The organism is Horticoccus luteus, from assembly GCF_019464535.1.
Taxonomy (GTDB): Bacteria; Verrucomicrobiota; Verrucomicrobiia; order Opitutales; family Opitutaceae; genus Horticoccus; species Horticoccus luteus.
On record NZ_CP080507.1, the window covers coordinates 2,876,267 to 2,894,328 of the forward strand.

Consider the following 18,062-nt stretch of genomic DNA (forward strand, 5'->3'; position numbering starts at 1 on the left):
TTCCGCCCCGCCATTCGCCATCACGGCTCTCTTAAAGGTCAACCCCCTCGCGACGGCGATTTCCGTCAGCCTGCATCACCCCCATGAAACGTGCCTTCCTTCTCGCGAGCGCCCTGGCCCTCGCATGCTCCCTCGCTCGCGCCGACGAACCGGCCAAGCCCAACGACGACAAAACCCCTCCGCCCGAGGAAGTGTTCAAACCCGAGGACGTCGTCACTCAGGGCGCCATCGCCGGAATCAATTACGAAGCGCACGCCGGCACTCTCGTCGTTCATCCCGGCAATTGGGACGACGTGAAGGACAAAGAGAACAAGGACAACGCCACCGCCGTCGCCTCGATGTTCTACGTCGCCTACTTCAAGAAAGGCGCTGCGGCGACCGAGCGCCCGGTCACGTTTTTCTATAACGGCGGCCCCGGCTCCTCGACCGTCTGGCTGCACATGGGCTCCTTTGGTCCGAAACGCGTCATCACTGCCGACGACACGCATACGCCCGCCGCCCCGTATCAAGTCATCGACAACGACTCCACGCTCCTCGACGCCAGCGACCTCGTCTTCATCGACGCCCCCGGCACCGGCTTCAGCCGCATCGCCGGCAAGGATAAGTTCAAGGCCTTCTACGGCGTCGACCAGGATGCCTACGCCTTCTCGCAATTCATCCAGCAGTTCCTCACGAAATACGGCCGCTGGAACTCCCCGAAATTTCTCTTCGGCGAAAGCTACGGCACGCCCCGCTCCGCCGTGCTCGTCAACCTGCTCCAGTCCGCCAGCGTCGACTTTAACGGCGTCATCCTCCTCTCGCAGATCCTCAATTTCGATCTCTTCGACGACATCCCCGATTTCAACCCCGGCGTCGATCTGCCTTACCAAGTCTCACTCCCGACTTACGCCGCCACCGCTTGGTATCACCACAAACTCCCGGGCCAGCGCCCCGCCGACTTGCCGAAGTTTCTCCAGGAAGTGGAGCACTTCGCCATGAACGACTATGCGCTCGCCCTCCTCGCCGGCGCCTCCCTCCCCGACGATCAACGCCACGCCATCGCCGAGAAACTCCACGCCTACACCGGCCTCTCCGTCGCTTACATCCTCAAGGCCAACCTCCGCGTCGGTGGCGGCGAATTCGAAAAAAATCTCCAGGACGACGCCAACCTCACCACCGGCCGTCTCGACTCCCGCTTTTCCGGCCCAACCCTCGACCCGTTGAGCAAATCCGCCGATTACGACCCGCAAAGCGCGGCCATCTCCTCCGCCTATGTCTCGGCCTTCAACGACTACGTGCGCCGCACCCTCAACTACGGCCACGACCGACAGTTCAAACCCATGATCCCCGTCTTCAGCCATTGGGAGTTCAAGCATCACCAGCCCGGCGCCGATTTCGCGTCCCTCGGCATCACCAATGTCCTGCCCGATCTCGCCACCGCGATGAAGACCAACACCAACCTCAAAATCCTCCTCCTTGGCGGATATTTTGACGTGGCGACGCCCTACTTCCAAGGCGTTTACGAAATGCGCCACCTGCCGATACCTCAGAACCTGCAAGCCAACATCTCGTATCACTACTACCAGTCCGGCCACATGGTTTACGCGAACGCGGACGCCCTCAAACAAATGCACCGCGACGTCGCCGCGTTCATCCACTCCACCGACAACGTCTCGCGGAAGTAATCTCCCCCCGCGTATGCCCCGCGAGGCGCGCGACTCGTCCGCGCGCCTCCGTCGTTCCCATGTCTGCCCCGCGCGCGCACGCGCCGGCCGCCGCGGCGAATTCGCTTCGCTCAACCCGCCGTGCGCGCCGTCGCTCCCGCCTCGTAACGCGCGATCCAGGCGCGGCTCCAAGCCGCGTAATCCCCCGCTTCGATGTGCGCTCGCGCCTGGCTCACCAGATCGAGATAGAAATGCAGATTGTGCAGCGTCAGCAGCGTGCAACTGACGATCTCTCCGGCGATCGTCACATGCCGCAGATATGCGCGCGAAAACTGCGTCGTGTAGTTGACGATCTCTTCGCTGATCGGCCGCGCATCCGTGCGAAACCGCTCGTTGCGCAAGTTCATCGGCCCGTCCGGCGTAAACACCAGACCGTTGCGCGCCACCCGCGATGGCAGCACGCAGTCAAACATGTCCACGCCCAGCGCGATCATCTTCAGAATCTGCGGCGGCGTGCCCAGCCCCATCGTGTAACGCGGCTTGTCCGCCGGCAGAAACGGCGTCGTCGCGCCCACCTGTTTCAACATCTCCGGCTCCGGTTCGCCCACGCTCACGCCGCCCACGGCGTAACCCGGAAAATCCAGCGCGCTTAACGCCTCCGCCGCTTCCCGCCTCAAGTCGTCGAACGTCGAGCCCTGTGCGATCGCGAACACATGATGTCCGGCCGCGAGGAATCCGCTCTCCGTCGCGATTTCCCGGCATTGCTTCGCCCACCGCAACGACCGCTCGCACGCCCGCGCACACGCATCGCGCTCGCACGGCCACGGCGGACACTCATCGATCACCATCGCGATGTCGCTCCCGAGATTTTGCTGGATGCCCATCACCTCGCGGGGCCCGAGAAAAAGTTTCGTGCCGTCGAGATGCGATTGAAACGCCACGCCGTCCTCCCGGATGTCGCGCAGCTTCGCCAAGGAAAATACCTGAAACCCGCCGCTGTCCGTCAGGATGGGCCCGTTCCAACCCATGAACGCGTGCAACCCGCCGAGGTCGCGAATCAACTCCGAGCCCGGCCGCAGGTTGAGATGATAGGTGTTGCCCAGGATGATCTGCGCGCCGATCTCGTGCAGATGCGCCGGTGTGAGCGACTTGACCGTGCCCTGCGTGCCGACCGGCATGAAGATCGGCGTTTCAATCACGCCATGCCGCGTGCGCAACCGCCCGCGGCGCGCCGCGGTGGCGGTATCCGTTTTCAAAAGCTGGAAGTGACTGGGCATCGCAATGCCCAACCTGCCGGACCGCCGCCCCCGCGGTCAATCCTCGCCACCGCCGGAAATTCACCCGCCGTCGTTCGCCGCCAGCAGCGAATTAAGGACTGGGCCGGTCGCCCTCCACGGACGTCGCCCAGGACTCGCAAGCGCCGCGCTTGACCCGCCGCTCAATCCGCGAGCTAGTTACCGTCACTCCCGTGCTCCTCGTCATCGACAATTTCGACTCCTTCACCTTCAACCTCGTCCAATATTTCGGCCAGTTGGGCGTGGAGCAACGCGTGTTTCGCAACAACGAGATCACGCCCGCTGAAGCGCTCGCGCTCAATCCCGACCGCGTCCTCATTTCCCCGGGCCCCTGCTCGCCCGCCGAAGCCGGTGTCTCGCTCGACATGATCGCCGCGTTCGCCGGCCGGAAGCCCATCTTCGGCGTCTGCCTCGGCCACCAATCCGTCGGTCACTACTTCGGCGGCAAAGTCGTGCGGGCGGGCCGCCTCATGCACGGCAAGACCTCCCCCATCCTCCATCGCGACACCGATCTTTTCCACGGCCTCCCGCAGGGTTTTGCCGCCACGCGCTATCACTCCCTCCTGATCGAACGCGCCACCTTTCCCGACTGCCTCGAAATCACCGCCGAAACCGCCGAGGGTGAAATCATGGGCCTGCGCCACAAGACGCTTCCGATCTGGGGCGTGCAGTTCCATCCCGAAAGCATCGCCACCGACAACGGCATGCGCATCCTGGAAAATTTCCTGCAACTGAACTGAAGCGCCGCGCCCGAACCCGTGCGCCCGCTCCCGGCCGCCGCCGTTCCCTTTGCCATCGGAGCGAATCTCCGTTCTCTTTGTTTTATCTATGCGCTGTCCCAAGTGCACTTCCATCGAAGACAAGGTTGTCGACTCCCGCATCAGCAAGGAGGGCAACACCATTCGCCGCCGCCGCGAATGCCTCGAATGCGGCCACCGGTTCACCACGACTGAAACCCTCGTGCGTGACGGCCTGATCGTCATCAAGCGCGACGGCCGCCGCGAGGATTTCGACCCGGAGAAAATCACGCGCTCCGTGCGCGTCGCCTGCCACAAACGCCCGATCGACGTCGAACAGATCTCCATGCTCGTCGAAGACGTCATCGACGTGCTCGAGGCGCAGTTCGAAGGCGAAATCCCCTCCAGCGCCATCGGTGAAGGCGTCATGCAACGCCTCCGCCACGTCGACCAGGTCGCCTACGTGCGCTTCGCCAGCGTGTATAAAGAGTTTCGCGACGTCTCCGGTTTCATGCACGAAATCAGCGCGCTCGAGAAACCCAAACCATGAGCCGCGAGCGCGACGACGACCTGCGTCGCCTCCACTTCATCAACGCCCTTTTCGCGAGCGTCACGGGCCACGACCTCTATCTCGCCCAGCAGATCAAGGCCGCGATCACGTTCAGTCTCGGCGAACTCGAAACACAGGTTGCCACCCAACCTGAACTCGCCGCCCAGTTCGACAGCGCCTTCAACGCCGCCGCCGCCCGCCTGCTCTCCACGTTTTTCGCGGGCCAGCCCGATCACGGCTTTGTCCACTGGGATGCCGCGCGCACGCTGACCTCGGCCACACCGCTCTTCGCCCGCGCCGAACTGCTGGCCGCGTTGAAAACGCTCGCGCCCTTTTCCCATTCCACGCTGCTCATCACCAATCTCCGCCCGGCCTTGATTCCGCCTGAGAAACGCGCCACCGCCCGCCGGCTGCAAGACTACGACGACGCCCTCGCCTTCATCCGCCAGTTCGCCGCCGCACGCGTCACCCGGCACGCCAATCTCCAACTCCTGTTTCTGTAGTTTTCCTCCCGCCGCTTTCGCCTCAACCTGCCGCCATGCCCACGCTCTTCGAACGCATCGCCGCCCGCGAAATCCCCGCCAAAATCGAATACGAAGACGATCTCTGCTTCGCGATCCACGACATCCAGCCGCAAGCCCCGGTCCATCTCCTTATCATCCCGAAACGCGTCATCGCGCGCGTCGGTGCCGCCACTCCGGCCGATGAATCCGTCCTCGGACATCTGCTCGTCGTCGCCGGCCAGCTCGCGAAAAAACTTTCCCTCACCGCCGGCTTTCGCCTCGTCATCAACCACGGCCCGCACGCCTGCGAGTCGGTGCCGCATCTCCACGTGCACCTCCTCGCCGGCCGGCAGATGACGTGGCCCCCGGGCTGATCGCGCCTGCCGCCGCCGCATGCCGCCCGCGATACGCGCGCGGCTCCATCGCGGTGAACGCGCGAAACACCCGCGCGAAATACTGGCTGGAACTGAAGCCCGTCGCAAACGCCACCTCCGTCACCGTGGCCGCCGACTCCCGCAACAACCGTTTCGCCTGCTCGGTCCGCAACCGGTTCACCAACGTCAGCGGGCTGTCACCCGTGATCTTGCGGCACAACGTCGCAAACCGCGAACGCCCGAGTCCGCACGCCGCCGCCATCGCTTGCAGTGTCCACGCCGTGTCCACCCGCTCACCCAGACTCGCGATAAATTTCTGCACCCGCTCCTCCGCGCCCGCTGTCGCGCCCGCCGACTGCGCCGCGCGATCGATGCACCGCTCCAATTCCAGCACGACCAGCCGCGTCAGCGTGTTCACATAAACCTCGTCCGGCGGCCCGCCCACCGCGCCCGCCGTGAGTTCCGCCACGAGCGCGGGCAACAACCAGGCCATCCGCGCCGTCGCCGGAAAACAATGTCGCCCGGAACGCACCAGCAACGCACTGAGCCTTCGCTCCCGTTCCGCACCGAGCCCGATTTCCCGCACCAGCCGAAACTGCCGGCGCGGCCGCCGGCTCGGCCCCGCGAGACGCAACTGCACCCACTGCCACAAGTGCCCCGCCTCAAATTCGTCCACGCTCCCGTGCTCCTGCCACGGCAGGGAAAAGTAAACCGAGCCCGCCGTCACTCGCTCCACCCGCCCCTCGACGTGCCAGTTCAGCGCCCCTTTTTCGAGCAGCACGATTTCCAAACCGCCATCGCGGTGCGTGGGCAGCGAACGCGCACTCCCCCGGCCGTAGCGAACAATGCTTTTCATGCGTGTGCACGATTTGCCACTGGCCAACGTTGCACGCAACTCCCCGCGCACGTCTGCTATGCTCGCGTCCCTATCCTCATGACGCTCTCCCCCGACCAAGTCGCTGCCTTCCGCCAACACGGCTACCTCGCCGTCCCCGCCTTCTTCGACCCCCGCGAAACCGCCGCGCTGCAGGCCGACATCGCGCGCCTCCAACGCAATGGCTTTCTCCGCAACGTCGCCACCGCCGGCGACGGCCAGACCGCCTCGACCACCAAAGCCAACTTGCAGCTCTGTCCCGCCAATTTTTACAGCACCCTCATCCGCGCCGTGCCGTTCGCCCCGAAAGTCACCGCTGCGGTCACGCGCCTCCTCGGCGGGCCCGACATCACCCTTCACCTCGACCAGATTTTCCTCAAACCGGGCCGCACCGGCATGGGCACCGCGTGGCATCAGGACAACGCCTACTTCCGCATTCCATCGCCCCTCCGCGGCACCGCGATGTGGATCGCCATCCACGACGCCACGATCGCCAACGGCGCGCTCAGCATCATCCCCGACGCGTGGGAAAATCCCCTTCCCCACGAGCGCGACGGCAACAGCAACCACCACATCCGCTGCTTCCCCGACGAAAGCCGGGCGCAGGCCATCGAACTCGCCGCCGGCAGCGTGATTTTCTTTTGCTACGGCACGCCGCATTGCACGGGCGACAACACCACCGACCGCGAACGCGCCGGTCTCGCGTTTCATTTCCTCTGCGACGACCAGACCGACGAATCGTTTTACACCACCGGCCGCATCGGCAACCCGCGCCCCCGCCTGACCGGCGCGCGCGCCAGCGGCGGCTTTGAAGAATACGGCGCCACCATTGCGGGCACTTGGGAGCGCGAGGTCGCGCAAACGCTCGCCGGCCCAACTGAACGTCCCTGAGCCCTCATCCCCGCACGGCCGCGGGGCTCGACGCACGCGCGGTTATTTCAACCAGCGCGCGAGCCACGCGTGCACTTCGCCATACCAATACTTGCTGTCTTCGCCGTCGAGAATGTGGTGATTCTCCTCGGGGAAAACCACGAGCCGGCTCGGCACGCCGAGTCGTTGGTGCAGCGTCCAGTTCATCAAGGTGTTGTTCAGCGGCACCCGGAAATCCTTTTCGCCGACCGTGAGCAGCATCGGCGTCACCCACCCCGTGCCTTTCGCGTGATTGCCCGCCAGCCGCGCCGGGCTTTGCTCCGTCCACAACGGCCCGTTTTCCCATACCGGTCCGCCGTTGGTCACTTCGCGATCGTAAACGACATCGCTCGTGCCCCATTGCTCGGCGAGGTCCACGAGGCCCGCGTGCGAAATGAGGCACTTGTAGCGCGTCGTCGTCGCCTGCAGCCAGTTTGCCAGATGCCCGCCATAGCTCGCGCCGCCCGCCGCCTGCCGCGCCCCATCGATGAACGCGTAACGCTTGATCGCCTCGTCCGCCGCCTGGTTGATTTCGTCGCCCGGCGTCTTCAGCGGATCGCCTTGGATCGCCTGCGCAAACGCCTCCGTCGAACCCGTTGAGCCGGTGTAATTCGTCAGCAGCAGCACGTAGCCCGGTGCCGCGAGCAGATGGTAATTCCACCGCAGTGACCACGCATCGCGCCACATCATGTTCGCCCCGCCATGAATCACGACGAAGAGCGGATATTTTTTCTGCGGATCGAAGTGCGGCGGGCGCACGAGAAGATTTTCGATCTTCCGCCCCTGCGCCGTCGTAAACGCGAAATGCTCCACCGGCGGCAGATCCAGCGGCGCCACCGCGTCCGCGTTGAACTGCGTCAGAAAACGGTAACTCACCGTCTTCGCATCGATCGCCACCACCTCAGGCGGACTCACCGCGCTGTCGTAGTTCGCGACAATCGCCGAGCCCCCCGTAGCCAGATTCGACAAGCATCCGCCCGCCGGCAAATCGAAGGCGCGCAGCGGGTGCCCACCGTCCGCCGCGATCGAGAACAGCTTTTCCTGCCCCGCCGTCTCCGCCGTGAAATAAACCGTCGTGCTGTCCGCCCCCACGCCGAAATGCGCGACACTCACCTCCGCCCCCGGCGTCAACACCGTGCGCTTCGCCGCGAAGGGCCACGGAAACGAGACCAACCGGCGATGATGATAAACTTTGCCGTCCCCGCCCGGCTCCATCGTTAGCAACAACGCCCGTCCGTCCGGCCGGAATTGCGGGCGCCCGTAATCGTCCTTGTCCGCCGTCAGCGCCCGCGGCTCGCCGCCTTCCGCGCCTACTTCGAACAACTGCAAATTCACCTCCGCCGCTGCCGCCTGGTCGCGATTCGTCACCGCAAGGAAGACGATGCTCTTCCCGTCCGGCGACCACACCGCATCGAAGTCCGCCGCCGCATCGCCTGCGCGCCCGCCGAATCCGCGCTTCGCCGCGAGCGCCGAACCTGCCAGCACATCGCGCGCCTCTGCGCCGGCCTTCGCGTCCTGCACCAATAGGTGCGCCACCCGCTCGCCGAGCCAGTGATCCCACGCCCGCACCGGAAATTGTTCATACACCCGCGCGTGGTATTTCCGCTCCTTCCGCTCCTTCGCCTCCCGCTTGTTGTCCGCGTCCGTGCGCGCGTCCGGATACACATCGCTGATGAACAGCAACCGCGTCCCGTCCGGACTCCACTGCGGGCAGCGCGCGCCCGTCGACACGTCCGTCACCCGCACCGCTTCGCCCCCGCGCGCCAGATCCAGCACATAAATCTGCTTCGCCTCGTCACCATCGCGCTTCGCCGCAAACGCCAGCCTCTTCCCATCAGGACTCCACGCCGGGCTGCCCGCGCCACCCTTGTTCGCTGTGATGCGACGCGGTGCCTGGTCCCCCGCGATCGGGCACAACCACAACGCATCCGATTCATCCTTTTTCGCGTAAGCCGGATCGGTCACCGCGACCACCACCCACTGGCCGTCGGGACTCGGCACCGGCGCGCCCACGCGCTTCATCAACCACACGTCCTCGTGCGTCAGCACCCGGCCCTTGTCCGCCGCGCTCACCGCCACCACCACTCCCAACCACAACAGGATAACTCGTTTCATCATGGGTAACTAAAATCCTTCCCGGCCACTCAGCCGCGTTCCTCAAACGAGCCGTCCGCCCGCTTCACGATGCAGCGTTTCAACTCCAGCATCATCAACGCCGCCGACACCTGCGCGGATGCCAGCCCCGTCGCCGCCATCAAATCATCCACGCCCAGCGTCGCCCCGTTGGCCAACTGCGCCAGCACGCTCCGCTCCTCCGCCGTCAGTCCCTCGCGATTCCCTGCCCCGCTCCCCGCCGCCGGGCTTTGGTCCGCCTTCTCGCCGATCGGCGCCGGCCGCAAACCATCGAGATAATTCAACTCGCTCAAAATATCGTCCACACTCGTGAGCAGCGTCGCCCCGTCGCGGATCAACTGATGGCAGCCCGCGCTCGAGGTCTGATCGATCCGCCCCGGCACCGCGTAAAGCAACCGCCCCTGCTCGCCCGCAAATCGCGCCGTAATCATCGCGCCCCCGCTCACATCGCTCTCCACCACGACCACCGCCTCGCTCATGCCCGACACGATCCGGTTGCGCATCGCAAACGACTGCCGGTCCGCGCGCCGCCCAAACGGAAACTCCGACAAAATCGCGCCCTCCGCCTCAATCTTGCGGTAAAGCTCCAGGTTCTCCGGCGGGTAAATCAAATCGATGCCCGTCCCCAGCACCGCCGCCGTTTTTCCGCCCACCGACAACGCCCCTTCGTGCGCCGCCGTGTCGATCCCGCGCGCCAGCCCGCTCACCACGCAAAACCCCAGCCGCGCCAGCTCCGCGCCCAGTTTCTTGGCCACACTCTGCCCGTAAAGTGTCGTCCGCCGACTCCCCACGATCGCGACGCACGGCGCGCCAAATTCATATTGCCCCTTCCGATACAACGCGATCGGCGGATCGTGGATCTCTTTCAGCAAACTCGGATAACCCACGTCGCCCGCCGTGATAAACGTCGCGCCGCTCTGCGCCATCCGCGCCTCCTCGCGCGCCAGATCGAAATGCTCCCGCCAGCCCGCAATCGAAGCGCTGATCACCGGCCCCACACCCTTGATCTGGCTCAACCGCCCCACGTCCGCGCCCAGCACGGACCGTGGGTCGCCGCCCAATTCTCCCAACATCCGATTCAACGTGATGGGCCCGATATTCGGCAACGCGTTCAACACGAGAAACGCCTGCCTTTCGCTTAACTCCGACGGATTCTTCAACGAGGCCGACGTTGAGTCTTTCTCGCCGGAGGTAAAGCAACTCCTATGCGAAACGTCGTAAAATCTCCGATAACCTTCCGGGTAAATCCGCCGTGCGCGCTGCCGTATGTCCCACCATGCGCGCGAGAGCGTCCGCCGCGACACCGTGCCACACCGTGGCCCGCGTCGCAGCAAGCAGCGGATCGTCCGGCGTTTGTGCCAGCAGCCCCCCGCATAACCCGCTCAACACGTCGCCGCTGCCGCCTCTCGCCAGCACCGGGCCACCAAAAAAACTCTGATAAACCCCGCCTCCGCTGCTCACGCGCGTGACCGGTCCTTTCAACACCACCGTCGCGTTCGCCGCCTGCGCATACGCCCGCAAATCCGCGCCTTTCCCCGCAATCCGCGCAAATTCCCCCGCGTGAGGCGTCAGCACCTTCGCCCCTTTCACCGCCGCCACGATCTCCGGTTGCAGGGCGTCCGCATCGATCGCGACCGGCATGTCCACGAGCTTCACTGCCTCCGCGATCATCGCCAGCGTTTCCTTTTCCCGCCCCAATCCCGGACCCACCATCAACGCCGTGGCGCGTCCCATTCGCTCGCGCAACACGCTCAACGTATCCAACGCCAGACCGCCCTCCGGCGTTACCGGACAGCCGACCCACATCGCATCCGGCGCCCGCGCCGCAAACGCCGCCGCGCACGTTTCCGGCACCAGCACCGTCAGCATGCCCACCCCCGATTGCAGCGCGCCGAGCGTCGCCAGCAACGCCGCGCCCGGATAACTCCGCGAGCCCGCCACGATGATCAACTGCCCGTAGTTGCGCTTGTCGCCCCGCGCCGGCCGCAGCCGCGCCAGCGGCGCTAGAATCTCCCGCCGCAGCGCTCGTTCACCTTCATCCTTGACGACATCGTCGCGAAAAAATCCCAGATCCAGATAACGCACGCGCCCCGCCATCTCCGCGTCCACCACCGGCGTTTTCACGCTCCCCGTCGCATACGTGAAGTCCGCCCGCGCCACATCCGCGCTCGGCAGATCCACCGCCGCCCGAAACCGCACGTCGAGCTCATTGAACCGCAGGAGCAACGCCTTCGTCGCTTCGTCCACCGGCGGCCGAAACTGAAATCCGAACACCCCGTCCACGCTCGCGTCGTAACGCGCCCCCCACTCCTCCGCGCTCACCACGCGCACCCGTTCCGCATCCACGGTCGCCAGTTCGCGCCACGCCCGCGCCGTGAGCGGCCGCAACGCCCGCTCGCCAAACGCGAACCACACATCCACGCGCGCCGCCGGGAAAAACGTCCGCCACACCCGCGCCGCGATCAACGCGTCGCCGCCATTGTGCCCCTTTCCCACCAGCACGAGCAACCGACCCCCCGCCGGAAATCCGCCCGCCTCGCGCATGTCTTCGCGCATCGCCGTCGCGATCGCCGCGCCCGCCGCCGACATCGCCCGCCACTCTGCCGCCTCATCCCCGCCCAGCACGCGCGCCTCCAACGCCTTGGCCTCGGCGCACGTGAGGATCGGATGCGACGCCGGTAAAGTCATGGCTTCCGCGCGCCCCCGCTGCCCTGCATCGATTGCCGCGCCGCCTCGCTCAACGCCCGCCAACTTTCATCCGTGCTCTCCTTCAACCACTCGCGCCGACTCGCCTCCGTTTCCGTAAACGCCAGCGGCGAACCCGGCGGCACGCCATGCGTCAACAACGGCTGCGTCAGCGCCGGGATCGATCGGAAATACACGTCCCCGGCGACTCGCCGCACTTCAAAGCAATGTGCATACGAGCGTGTCGTCGGCTCCCACAACGCCACTTCCGTCCGATCGTTGTCCCACGAGGCGTATTTACCCCACTCGTCAAACACCGCCTCGATCAACGCGATGTCCGCCGGCGGGGGCCGCACCACAGGGGCCGGCGGCGGAGCGGGCGGCTCCTTCACGATCTCCCGCGGTGGCAAAAACCACATGAACGCCGCGCCCAGCACGAAGCCGAGCGTGATCCACGAAGGCGTCTTGGAAAGCGAGCTCGGCGGCGGCGCTGGCGGGTTCTCGTCTTCGATCTCGTCCATGCGCATAAAAAACTACGCCCGCACGATCGCCGCAACCGCCATCGCCACCGTCTCCGTGTGCGACAGCGTCACGATCACGCTCGTCCCGCCGACCTGCGCCAGCAGCGCCGTGCCTTTTTCATCGAGCCGCACCAACGGTTGATGCCGTTCGCCATGATAAACCGAAACCGACCGCCAGCCCAGTTCTGCGCCGATGCCCGTGGAAAACGCTTTCGAAACCGCCTCCTTCGCGGCGAAACGCGCCGCATAATGTTTTTCAGGATGGGCCATCCCACCGCAATACGCCCGCTCTTCGTCTGTAAACACGCGCTGCAGAAAACGTTCCCCTTGTCGTTCCAGCACGCCGCGCACGCGGTCCACTTCGATCACGTCACACCCCAACCCGATCAGCCCGCCGCCCGGCGGCAGCACGAATCCGCTTGTCGCGCTCATGCGTTCATCCGCGCCTTCATCTCGCGCACCGCCTCCTCGATACCGGTGAACAATGCGCGACTCACGATGCTGTGCCCGATGTTGAGTTCGTGCAGATGCGGCAGCGTGCGCACCTCGGCGATATTCACGTAATTGATGCCATGGCCGGCGTTGACCACGAGGCCCAGCGCCTGCCCGCGATCGCATCCCGTGCGCAACCGCGCCAGCTCCGTCGCCCGGTGCGGCGTGAAATACGCGTTCGCATAAGCGCCGGTGTGCAACTCCACCCAAGGCGCTCCCACCGCCGCCGCGGTTTCGAGCTGCGGCGCATCCGGATCGATGAACAAGCTCGTGACAATCCCCGCCGCGTTCATCGCGTCCACCACCGCCGCCACCCGCGCTCGCTGTCCGGCGACATCAAGGCCGCCCTCGGTCGTCACTTCGGCGCGATTCTCCGGCACGAGGCAGACCGAGTCCGGTTTTAACTTCAACGCCAGCGCGGTCATCGCCGGCGTGCAGGCCATCTCCAGGTTCAACCGCGTGGCGATCGTCTCGCGCAAACGCCACACATCGCGCTCCTGGATATGCCGCCGGTCTTCGCGCAAATGCACCGTGATGCCATCCGCGCCCGCCCGCTCCGCCAGCACCGCCAGCGTCACCGGATCCGGCTCGATCGCGCCGCCGGCCTGAGTCGCCGCATCGCGATACCGCGCCTGCCGCACTGTCGCACAATGGTCGATGTTGACGCCGAGTAGAATCATGGGATGCGCACACTGCCACAGCGCCCCTCCCGGAGGAAACGGAAAAACAACGCCCCAGCGCCCCGGCCATCGAATCCCCGCCCCTCGCCCCCTCGTAATCGTAATCTTAATCTTAATCTTAATCGTTCTCCTGGTCGCTCAGCCCCTCTCGCGCCGAACCGTTCCTCTCGCCGCCCGCCCGCGCCAGTCCGCCCGGGGAGAATCATCCGACGGGGAAAGAGCACGCGCACGATCACGATGAGGATCACCGTTCGTCCCGCCCGCCGTCCTCCGTCGTCTGCCCTCCGCCTTCCGCCACCGCGCCCCCTCCCTTTTCTCCTTCCTCCCGCGCCGCCGCTTCGTTGAATGCCGCGGTGCCCACCACGCCCGCCGCGCCTCGCCGCGAAAACCTGCTGCTCAACTTCGTCTGCAATGTCGCGATCCCCGCGATCATTCTCGCCAAATTCAGCACCGACCGCTGGTTCGGTCCGGCGTGGGGCCTGGTCATCGCGCTCGCGTTTCCCCTCGGCTACGGCGTTTACGATTTCGTCGTCCGCCGGAAGACCAATTTCATCTCCATCCTCGGCATCGTCAGCGTCCTGCTCAGCGGCGGCCTCGGCTTGCTGAAGCTCGACGGCCGCTGGTTCGCCATCAAAGACGCCGCCGTTCCCGCCGTCATCGGTCTCGCGCTGCTCGTCTCCCTGCGCGCCAAGGAGCCACTCGTCAAAGCCCTCCTCTACAACGACACGATCATCGACGTCCCCCGCGTTTCCGCGGCCCTCGCCGAGCGCCGCCACGAATCCGCCTTTGCCGCCCTCATGCGCCGCTGCACCATGCTCGTCGCCGCCTCTTTCTTCATCAGCGCCGCGCTTAACTACTTCCTCGCCCGCTATCTTCTCCGCAGCCCTGGCGGCACGCCCGAGTTCAACGCCGAGCTCGCGAAAATGCACCTCTGGAGCTGGCCCGTGATCATGCTCCCCTCCATGGCCATGATGTTCGTCGCGCTCTGGCGGCTGCTCCGCGGGCTCAAGCAACTCACCGGCCTCGAAATCGACCAGATCTTTCGCGACGAAAAAAAACCCGCCTCCTCGGCGGGTTGAATTCAACAACGTAAACGCCCGCGCCGCGACCTCACGGGCGCTCCGCGATCGGCACGTAGTTTCGCTCGGTCGCGCCGACGTAAACCTGCCGCGGCCGGTAGATGCGGCCCTTGGGATTCGACGCCACTTCCTTCCAGTTCGCGATGTAGCCCGGCGAACGCCCGATCGCGAACATCGTCGTAAACATGTCCATCGGGATCCCGATCGCCCGCATGATGATGCCCGAATAGAAATCCACGTTCGGGTAAAGCTTGCGCGAGATGAAGTAGTCGTCCTGCAACGCCGCCTGCTCCAGGTTCTTCGCGATGTGCAGCAACGGATCGTCGATGCCCAGCCGCTTCAACACCGTGTCGCACGCCTCGCCAATGATCTTCGCCCGGGGATCAAAGTTGCGGTAAACGGCATGCCCGAAGCCCATCAGTCGCGTGCTCTTGTTGCCCGACTTCGCCGCCGCGATGAACCGCGTGCCATCGTCGCCTTCATCGTGGATCGATTGCAGCATCTGCATCACCGCCACGTTCGCGCCACCGTGCAGCGGACCCGACAGCGCGCAAATCCCCGCCGACATCGACGCGAACAGATTCGCCGCGCTCGATCCGACCATGCGCACCGTCGACGTCGAGCAATTCTGCTCGTGATCCGCGTGCAGCAGGAGCAGCAAATTCAACGCCTTCGAAACCTCCGGCAGCCGCTCGTATTCCTGATACGGCTCCGAAAACATCATGTGCAGGAAATTGTCGCAGAACGGCAGATCCTGCTTCGGAAACACATACGGCAACCCGTGCGTGTAGCGGTAAATCATCGCCACCATCGAGCGCACCTTCGAAATCGCAACCGCCGCCGCGCGATCGAAGTTCTTGAGATCTTTTTCGAAGTCGTTGGTCGCCAGATCCGGATAATACGCCGGCAGCGCACTCACCATCGCCGACAACATGGCCATCGGCGACGCACTGGTCGGAAACCCTTCCAGAATCTTCTGCATCTGCGTCTCGATCGCCGCGTGCTTGCGCAGCCGCAGCCCGAATTCCTTTCGTTTCGCGACATTCGGCAGCTCACCGTAAATGATCAGATACGCCGTCTCGACGAAATCGCTGTGCGTCGCCAGTTGCTCGATCGGATAACCCCGATGCCGCAGCACGCCATGCTCGCCATCCAGATACGTGATCTCGCTCTCGCACGACCCCGTGTTGCCATACCCTTGATCGTAGGCCACGTAGCCGCTCGACGCCCGCAAACGCCGCGTGTCGATCGCCTTCTCTCCCTCCGTGCCCACGATGATGGGCAGAGAATAATCCTTGTCGTCGAGATGAAGCGTCGCGGTGTCGGCCATAACTGTTGACCCAAGCTAAAACTGCGCCGCTTGCAAAGAAAAGTTCACGCACCAACGCCCTTGGCCGCATTTGTTAACCTCGCTTCACGGTCCCTGCACGCTCCCTCATGCACCGACACTCCACGGCAGATGGTCCAAATCGACATTTCCGCCCGTGAGGATGAGGCCCACGCGCGGTCCGCCTCCGCTCCAACGGCGTCCCCGCACCGCCGCGAAAGCCACCGCGCTGCTCGGTTCCACGATCACCCGCAACGCTTCCCACAACCGCCGCATCGCCGCGACGATCTCCTCTTCGCTCACCGTCACGATGTCGTCCACGTGCGCCTGAATCAGCGGAAAATCCAATTCACCCAACGCACTCCTCAACCCATCGGCCACCGTGTTCGCCGTCGTCTGCACGATGCGTCCCGCCCGCAACGACTGGCTCGCGTCATCCGCCTGCGCCGGCTCGGCACCCCAGACCTGCGTCCCCGCTTGCACCGCCTTCACCGCCACCGCCGTTCCACTGAGTAACCCGCCTCCGCCCACCGGCACCACGACCACCTCGAGCCCCGGCGCCTGCTCCAGCAGCTCCACCGCCGCCGTGCCCTGCCCCGCGATCACGCGCAGATCATTGTAAGGATGAACCAGCGTCGCGCCCGTCTCCGCCTGCACCCGCGCACACGTCGCTTCGCGCGCCGCCAGCGTCGGTTCGCAAAACACCACTCGCGCTCCGTATGCCGCCACCGCCCGCTGCTTCGGCTGCGCCGCGTTGGAGGGCATGACCACATGCGCCGCGATGCCCCGCGCCCGCGCCGCCCACGCGAGCGCCGCCCCATGGTTGCCCGATGAATGCGTCACCACGCCCCGCGCCGCCGCTTCGTCCGACAACGAAAACACCGCGTTGCATGCCCCGCGCGCCTTGAACGCCCCCACGTGCTGCAAATTCTCGCACTTGAAATACAGCCGCGCCCCCACCTCCTCGTCGAGCCACGCACTTGTCAGCACCGGAGTGCGGTGCACCCGACTCGCGATCCGCGCGTGCGCCGCCCGAATGTCCTCCAGCGTCACGCTGTCCGTTTTCATCGCGCTCAAGGCTGCCGCATCAGCTCGAGATAAACCGCCGTCGCCAGCGCCAGTTGATCGCGCGCAATCCACTCGTTCGCCCGGTGCGCCTGCGCGAGGTCGCCCGGCCCCAGCACCAAGCTCGCCGCTCCCGCCGCCGCGTAGTGCCCCGCATCCGTCACATACGGCGCGCCTCTTGGCGTGGCATCGCCCCCGTGACGCTCGATCGCCCGCGCCACCCACGCGTGCAACGCCCCGCTCTGTTCCGCGTCCATCGCCGGCGCCACGTAAAGCTCGTCGTGCTCCACCGCGTGCCCCGCAAACGCCGCCTCGCGCTCGCGCAACACCTGCTCCGTCGTCTCCCCCGGCACCGTGCGCCGGTCGCATTCGATCGCACACTCCTCCGCGATGATGTTCACCGCGGTCCCGCCGCGAATCGTGTTCACGCTCGCCGCCGCCCGGCCGGTCAACGCATTCACCGCGTTCACTGTTGGCGCGTAGTTCTCCTCGAAATCCGTCAACGCCCGCCGCATCGCCGAGATCGCCGAACGCCCTTTCGTCGGGTCCGACGAATGCGCCGCCACGCCCCGCGTCCGCGTGCGCCAGCGCACCACGCCATTGTGCGTCACGATCGGCTGCATCCGGGTCGGCTCGCCCACGATCACCCCGCGCAACCGCGGCAAAAACTCCCGCAACGCCCCCGCCGCAAAACCCCGCGCCCCCGTCATCCGCGCCTCCTCGTCCACCGCGAACAGCACGCCGACGTTGCGCCGCCGTTCCCCTCCCGCCGCGCGGTCGCGCAACGCCCACAACATCGCCGCTCCCGAGCCTTTCGTGTCGCACGTTCCGCGCCCGTAAATCCGCTCACCGTCCACCTTCGCCGCGAACGGCTCCACGGTCATGCCGTCGACGGTCACCGTGTCCAAATGGCTCTCGAACAACAACCACTCCGCGTCGCCCGCCACCTCGCACGAGACGAGCAGATTAAACCGTCCGTCATCGACCGGCAGACGCCGCGTGCGCAAACCCCACCCCGTTGCGAGCCACTCCAGATGCGCCGCCAGCGCCGCCTCGCCGCCCGCCGGTCCGCCCATCAGCGGATTCACCGTCTCGAAACCCACCATGCGCCCCAGCAATTCCTCCGCGCTCGCCGGCGCCCCCGCCGCGGCCGCGGTCTCCACCGTGAAGGATTTTCTACGGTTGTTCATCACGC

At 65.5% G+C, this 18,062-nt stretch carries 18 protein-coding genes; 7 read left to right on the forward strand and 11 right to left on the reverse strand.

Annotated features, from left to right (window positions below):
* The first annotated feature begins 83 nt into the window (after positions 1-83).
* Positions 84-1,664: a S10 family peptidase gene (locus K0B96_RS11735; protein ID WP_220161086.1), complete on the forward strand. Its 1,581-nt coding sequence runs from the start codon at positions 84-86 to the stop codon at positions 1,662-1,664.
* Positions 1,665-1,774: 110 nt separating this feature from the next.
* Here the strand turns inward: K0B96_RS11735 and tgt are convergent, their stop codons facing one another.
* Positions 1,775-2,920, reverse strand: coding sequence for a tRNA guanosine(34) transglycosylase Tgt (tgt, locus tag K0B96_RS11740; protein ID WP_220161087.1), 1,146 nt, complete (start codon positions 2,918-2,920; stop codon positions 1,775-1,777).
* Positions 2,921-3,111: 191 nt separating this feature from the next.
* On the opposite strand from tgt, the gene K0B96_RS11745 reads away from it, so the two are divergent.
* The 4 genes from K0B96_RS11745 to K0B96_RS11760 all read left to right on the forward strand — a co-directional run bounded on the left by K0B96_RS11745 (position 3,112) and on the right by K0B96_RS11760 (position 5,102).
* A complete protein-coding gene (locus K0B96_RS11745) occupies positions 3,112-3,678 on the forward strand; it encodes an anthranilate synthase component II (RefSeq protein WP_220166534.1) in 567 nt (188 codons plus the stop codon).
* A gap of 88 nt (positions 3,679-3,766) precedes the next feature.
* Complete coding sequence (gene nrdR / locus K0B96_RS11750; protein WP_220161088.1) at positions 3,767-4,225, forward strand: transcriptional regulator NrdR; 459 nt, start codon at positions 3,767-3,769, stop codon at positions 4,223-4,225.
* Complete coding sequence (locus tag K0B96_RS11755) at positions 4,222-4,728, forward strand: hypothetical protein (protein ID WP_220161089.1); 507 nt, start codon at positions 4,222-4,224, stop codon at positions 4,726-4,728. The genes nrdR and K0B96_RS11755 overlap by 4 nt, the downstream gene beginning before the upstream one ends.
* Positions 4,729-4,763: 35 nt before the next feature.
* Positions 4,764-5,102 carry a histidine triad nucleotide-binding protein gene (locus K0B96_RS11760; protein ID WP_220161090.1) on the forward strand — a complete coding sequence of 113 codons (339 nt, stop codon included), beginning with the start codon at positions 4,764-4,766 and terminating at the stop codon, positions 5,100-5,102.
* On the opposite strand, the gene K0B96_RS11765 is transcribed toward K0B96_RS11760, so the two are convergent.
* Complete coding sequence (locus K0B96_RS11765) at positions 5,014-5,958, reverse strand: helix-turn-helix transcriptional regulator (RefSeq protein ID WP_220161091.1); 945 nt, start codon at positions 5,956-5,958, stop codon at positions 5,014-5,016. The two genes, K0B96_RS11760 and K0B96_RS11765, sit on opposite strands and share 89 nt — an antisense overlap.
* A 78-nt stretch (positions 5,959-6,036) precedes the next feature.
* Here K0B96_RS11765 and K0B96_RS11770 point away from each other — a divergent pair, with 78 nt between their 5' ends.
* Entirely contained in the window at positions 6,037-6,867 is an 831-nt protein-coding gene (locus tag K0B96_RS11770; RefSeq protein ID WP_220161092.1) for a phytanoyl-CoA dioxygenase family protein, read from the forward strand.
* A 42-nt stretch (positions 6,868-6,909) separates the two neighbouring features.
* On the opposite strand, the gene K0B96_RS11775 is transcribed toward K0B96_RS11770, so the two are convergent.
* From K0B96_RS11775 to K0B96_RS11800, 6 genes are read right to left on the reverse strand one after another with little or no spacing between them, the layout of a single operon-like run.
* Positions 6,910-9,003: an alpha/beta hydrolase family protein gene (locus K0B96_RS11775; RefSeq protein WP_220161093.1), complete on the reverse strand. Its 2,094-nt coding sequence runs from the start codon at positions 9,001-9,003 to the stop codon at positions 6,910-6,912.
* A 26-nt stretch (positions 9,004-9,029) separates the two neighbouring features.
* A complete protein-coding gene (gene dprA, locus K0B96_RS11780; RefSeq protein ID WP_255558634.1) occupies positions 9,030-10,178 on the reverse strand; it encodes a DNA-processing protein DprA in 1,149 nt (382 codons plus the stop codon).
* A 43-nt stretch (positions 10,179-10,221) separates the two neighbouring features.
* Positions 10,222-11,706 carry an NAD(P)H-hydrate dehydratase gene (locus K0B96_RS11785; RefSeq protein WP_220161094.1) on the reverse strand — a complete coding sequence of 495 codons (1,485 nt, stop codon included), beginning with the start codon at positions 11,704-11,706 and terminating at the stop codon, positions 10,222-10,224.
* On the reverse strand, positions 11,703-12,224 hold the full coding sequence (locus K0B96_RS11790; RefSeq protein WP_220161095.1) for a hypothetical protein: 522 nt from the start codon (positions 12,222-12,224) through the stop codon (positions 11,703-11,705). The genes K0B96_RS11785 and K0B96_RS11790 overlap by 4 nt, the downstream gene beginning before the upstream one ends.
* A gap of 12 nt (positions 12,225-12,236) precedes the next feature.
* Entirely contained in the window at positions 12,237-12,656 is a 420-nt protein-coding gene (gene acpS, locus K0B96_RS11795) for a holo-ACP synthase (RefSeq protein ID WP_220161096.1), read from the reverse strand.
* Positions 12,653-13,396: a pyridoxine 5'-phosphate synthase gene (locus tag K0B96_RS11800; protein WP_220161097.1), complete on the reverse strand. Its 744-nt coding sequence runs from the start codon at positions 13,394-13,396 to the stop codon at positions 12,653-12,655. Before K0B96_RS11800 ends, acpS begins: the two co-directional genes overlap by 4 nt.
* Positions 13,397-13,749: 353 nt before the next feature.
* Here K0B96_RS11800 and K0B96_RS11805 point away from each other — a divergent pair, with 353 nt between their 5' ends.
* The gene (locus tag K0B96_RS11805; RefSeq protein WP_220161098.1) at positions 13,750-14,475 is read left to right on the forward strand and encodes a VC0807 family protein; all 726 of its coding nucleotides are present in this window, start codon (positions 13,750-13,752) and stop codon (positions 14,473-14,475) included.
* Between the two features lie 31 nt (positions 14,476-14,506).
* Here the strand turns inward: K0B96_RS11805 and K0B96_RS11810 are convergent, their stop codons facing one another.
* The 3 genes from K0B96_RS11810 to K0B96_RS11820 all read right to left on the reverse strand — a co-directional run bounded on the left by K0B96_RS11810 (position 14,507) and on the right by K0B96_RS11820 (position 18,057).
* Positions 14,507-15,805, reverse strand: coding sequence for a citrate synthase (locus K0B96_RS11810; protein ID WP_220161099.1), 1,299 nt, complete (start codon positions 15,803-15,805; stop codon positions 14,507-14,509).
* Positions 15,806-15,910: 105 nt separating this feature from the next.
* Complete coding sequence (locus K0B96_RS11815) at positions 15,911-16,870, reverse strand: pyridoxal-phosphate dependent enzyme (RefSeq protein WP_220161100.1); 960 nt, start codon at positions 16,868-16,870, stop codon at positions 15,911-15,913.
* 5 nt (positions 16,871-16,875) lie between these two features.
* The gene (locus K0B96_RS11820; RefSeq protein ID WP_220161101.1) at positions 16,876-18,057 is read right to left on the reverse strand and encodes a M20 family metallopeptidase; all 1,182 of its coding nucleotides are present in this window, start codon (positions 18,055-18,057) and stop codon (positions 16,876-16,878) included.
* Positions 18,058-18,062: the final 5 nt, after the last annotated feature.

Bases quoted from the DNA above. Each gene is read 5' to 3' on its own strand.
- K0B96_RS11735 (WP_220161086.1), top strand. From the start codon at position 84: ATGAAACGTGCCTTCCTTCTCGCGAGCGCCCTGGCCCTCGCATGCTCC.
- tgt (WP_220161087.1), bottom strand. From the start codon at position 2,920: ATGCCCAGTCACTTCCAGCTTTTGAAAACGGATACCGCCACCGCGGCG.
- nrdR (WP_220161088.1), top strand. From the start codon at position 3,767: ATGCGCTGTCCCAAGTGCACTTCCATCGAAGACAAGGTTGTCGACTCC.
- K0B96_RS11755 (WP_220161089.1), top strand. From the start codon at position 4,222: ATGAGCCGCGAGCGCGACGACGACCTGCGTCGCCTCCACTTCATCAAC.
- K0B96_RS11760 (WP_220161090.1), top strand. From the start codon at position 4,764: ATGCCCACGCTCTTCGAACGCATCGCCGCCCGCGAAATCCCCGCCAAA.
- K0B96_RS11765 (WP_220161091.1), bottom strand. From the start codon at position 5,958: ATGAAAAGCATTGTTCGCTACGGCCGGGGGAGTGCGCGTTCGCTGCCC.
- K0B96_RS11770 (WP_220161092.1), top strand. From the start codon at position 6,037: ATGACGCTCTCCCCCGACCAAGTCGCTGCCTTCCGCCAACACGGCTAC.
- K0B96_RS11775 (WP_220161093.1), bottom strand. From the start codon at position 9,003: ATGATGAAACGAGTTATCCTGTTGTGGTTGGGAGTGGTGGTGGCGGTG.
- K0B96_RS11785 (WP_220161094.1), bottom strand. From the start codon at position 11,706: ATGACTTTACCGGCGTCGCATCCGATCCTCACGTGCGCCGAGGCCAAG.
- K0B96_RS11790 (WP_220161095.1), bottom strand. From the start codon at position 12,224: ATGGACGAGATCGAAGACGAGAACCCGCCAGCGCCGCCGCCGAGCTCG.
- acpS (WP_220161096.1), bottom strand. From the start codon at position 12,656: ATGAGCGCGACAAGCGGATTCGTGCTGCCGCCGGGCGGCGGGCTGATC.
- K0B96_RS11800 (WP_220161097.1), bottom strand. From the start codon at position 13,396: ATGATTCTACTCGGCGTCAACATCGACCATTGTGCGACAGTGCGGCAG.
- K0B96_RS11810 (WP_220161099.1), bottom strand. From the start codon at position 15,805: ATGGCCGACACCGCGACGCTTCATCTCGACGACAAGGATTATTCTCTG.
- K0B96_RS11815 (WP_220161100.1), bottom strand. From the start codon at position 16,870: ATGAAAACGGACAGCGTGACGCTGGAGGACATTCGGGCGGCGCACGCG.
- K0B96_RS11820 (WP_220161101.1), bottom strand. From the start codon at position 18,057: ATGAACAACCGTAGAAAATCCTTCACGGTGGAGACCGCGGCCGCGGCG.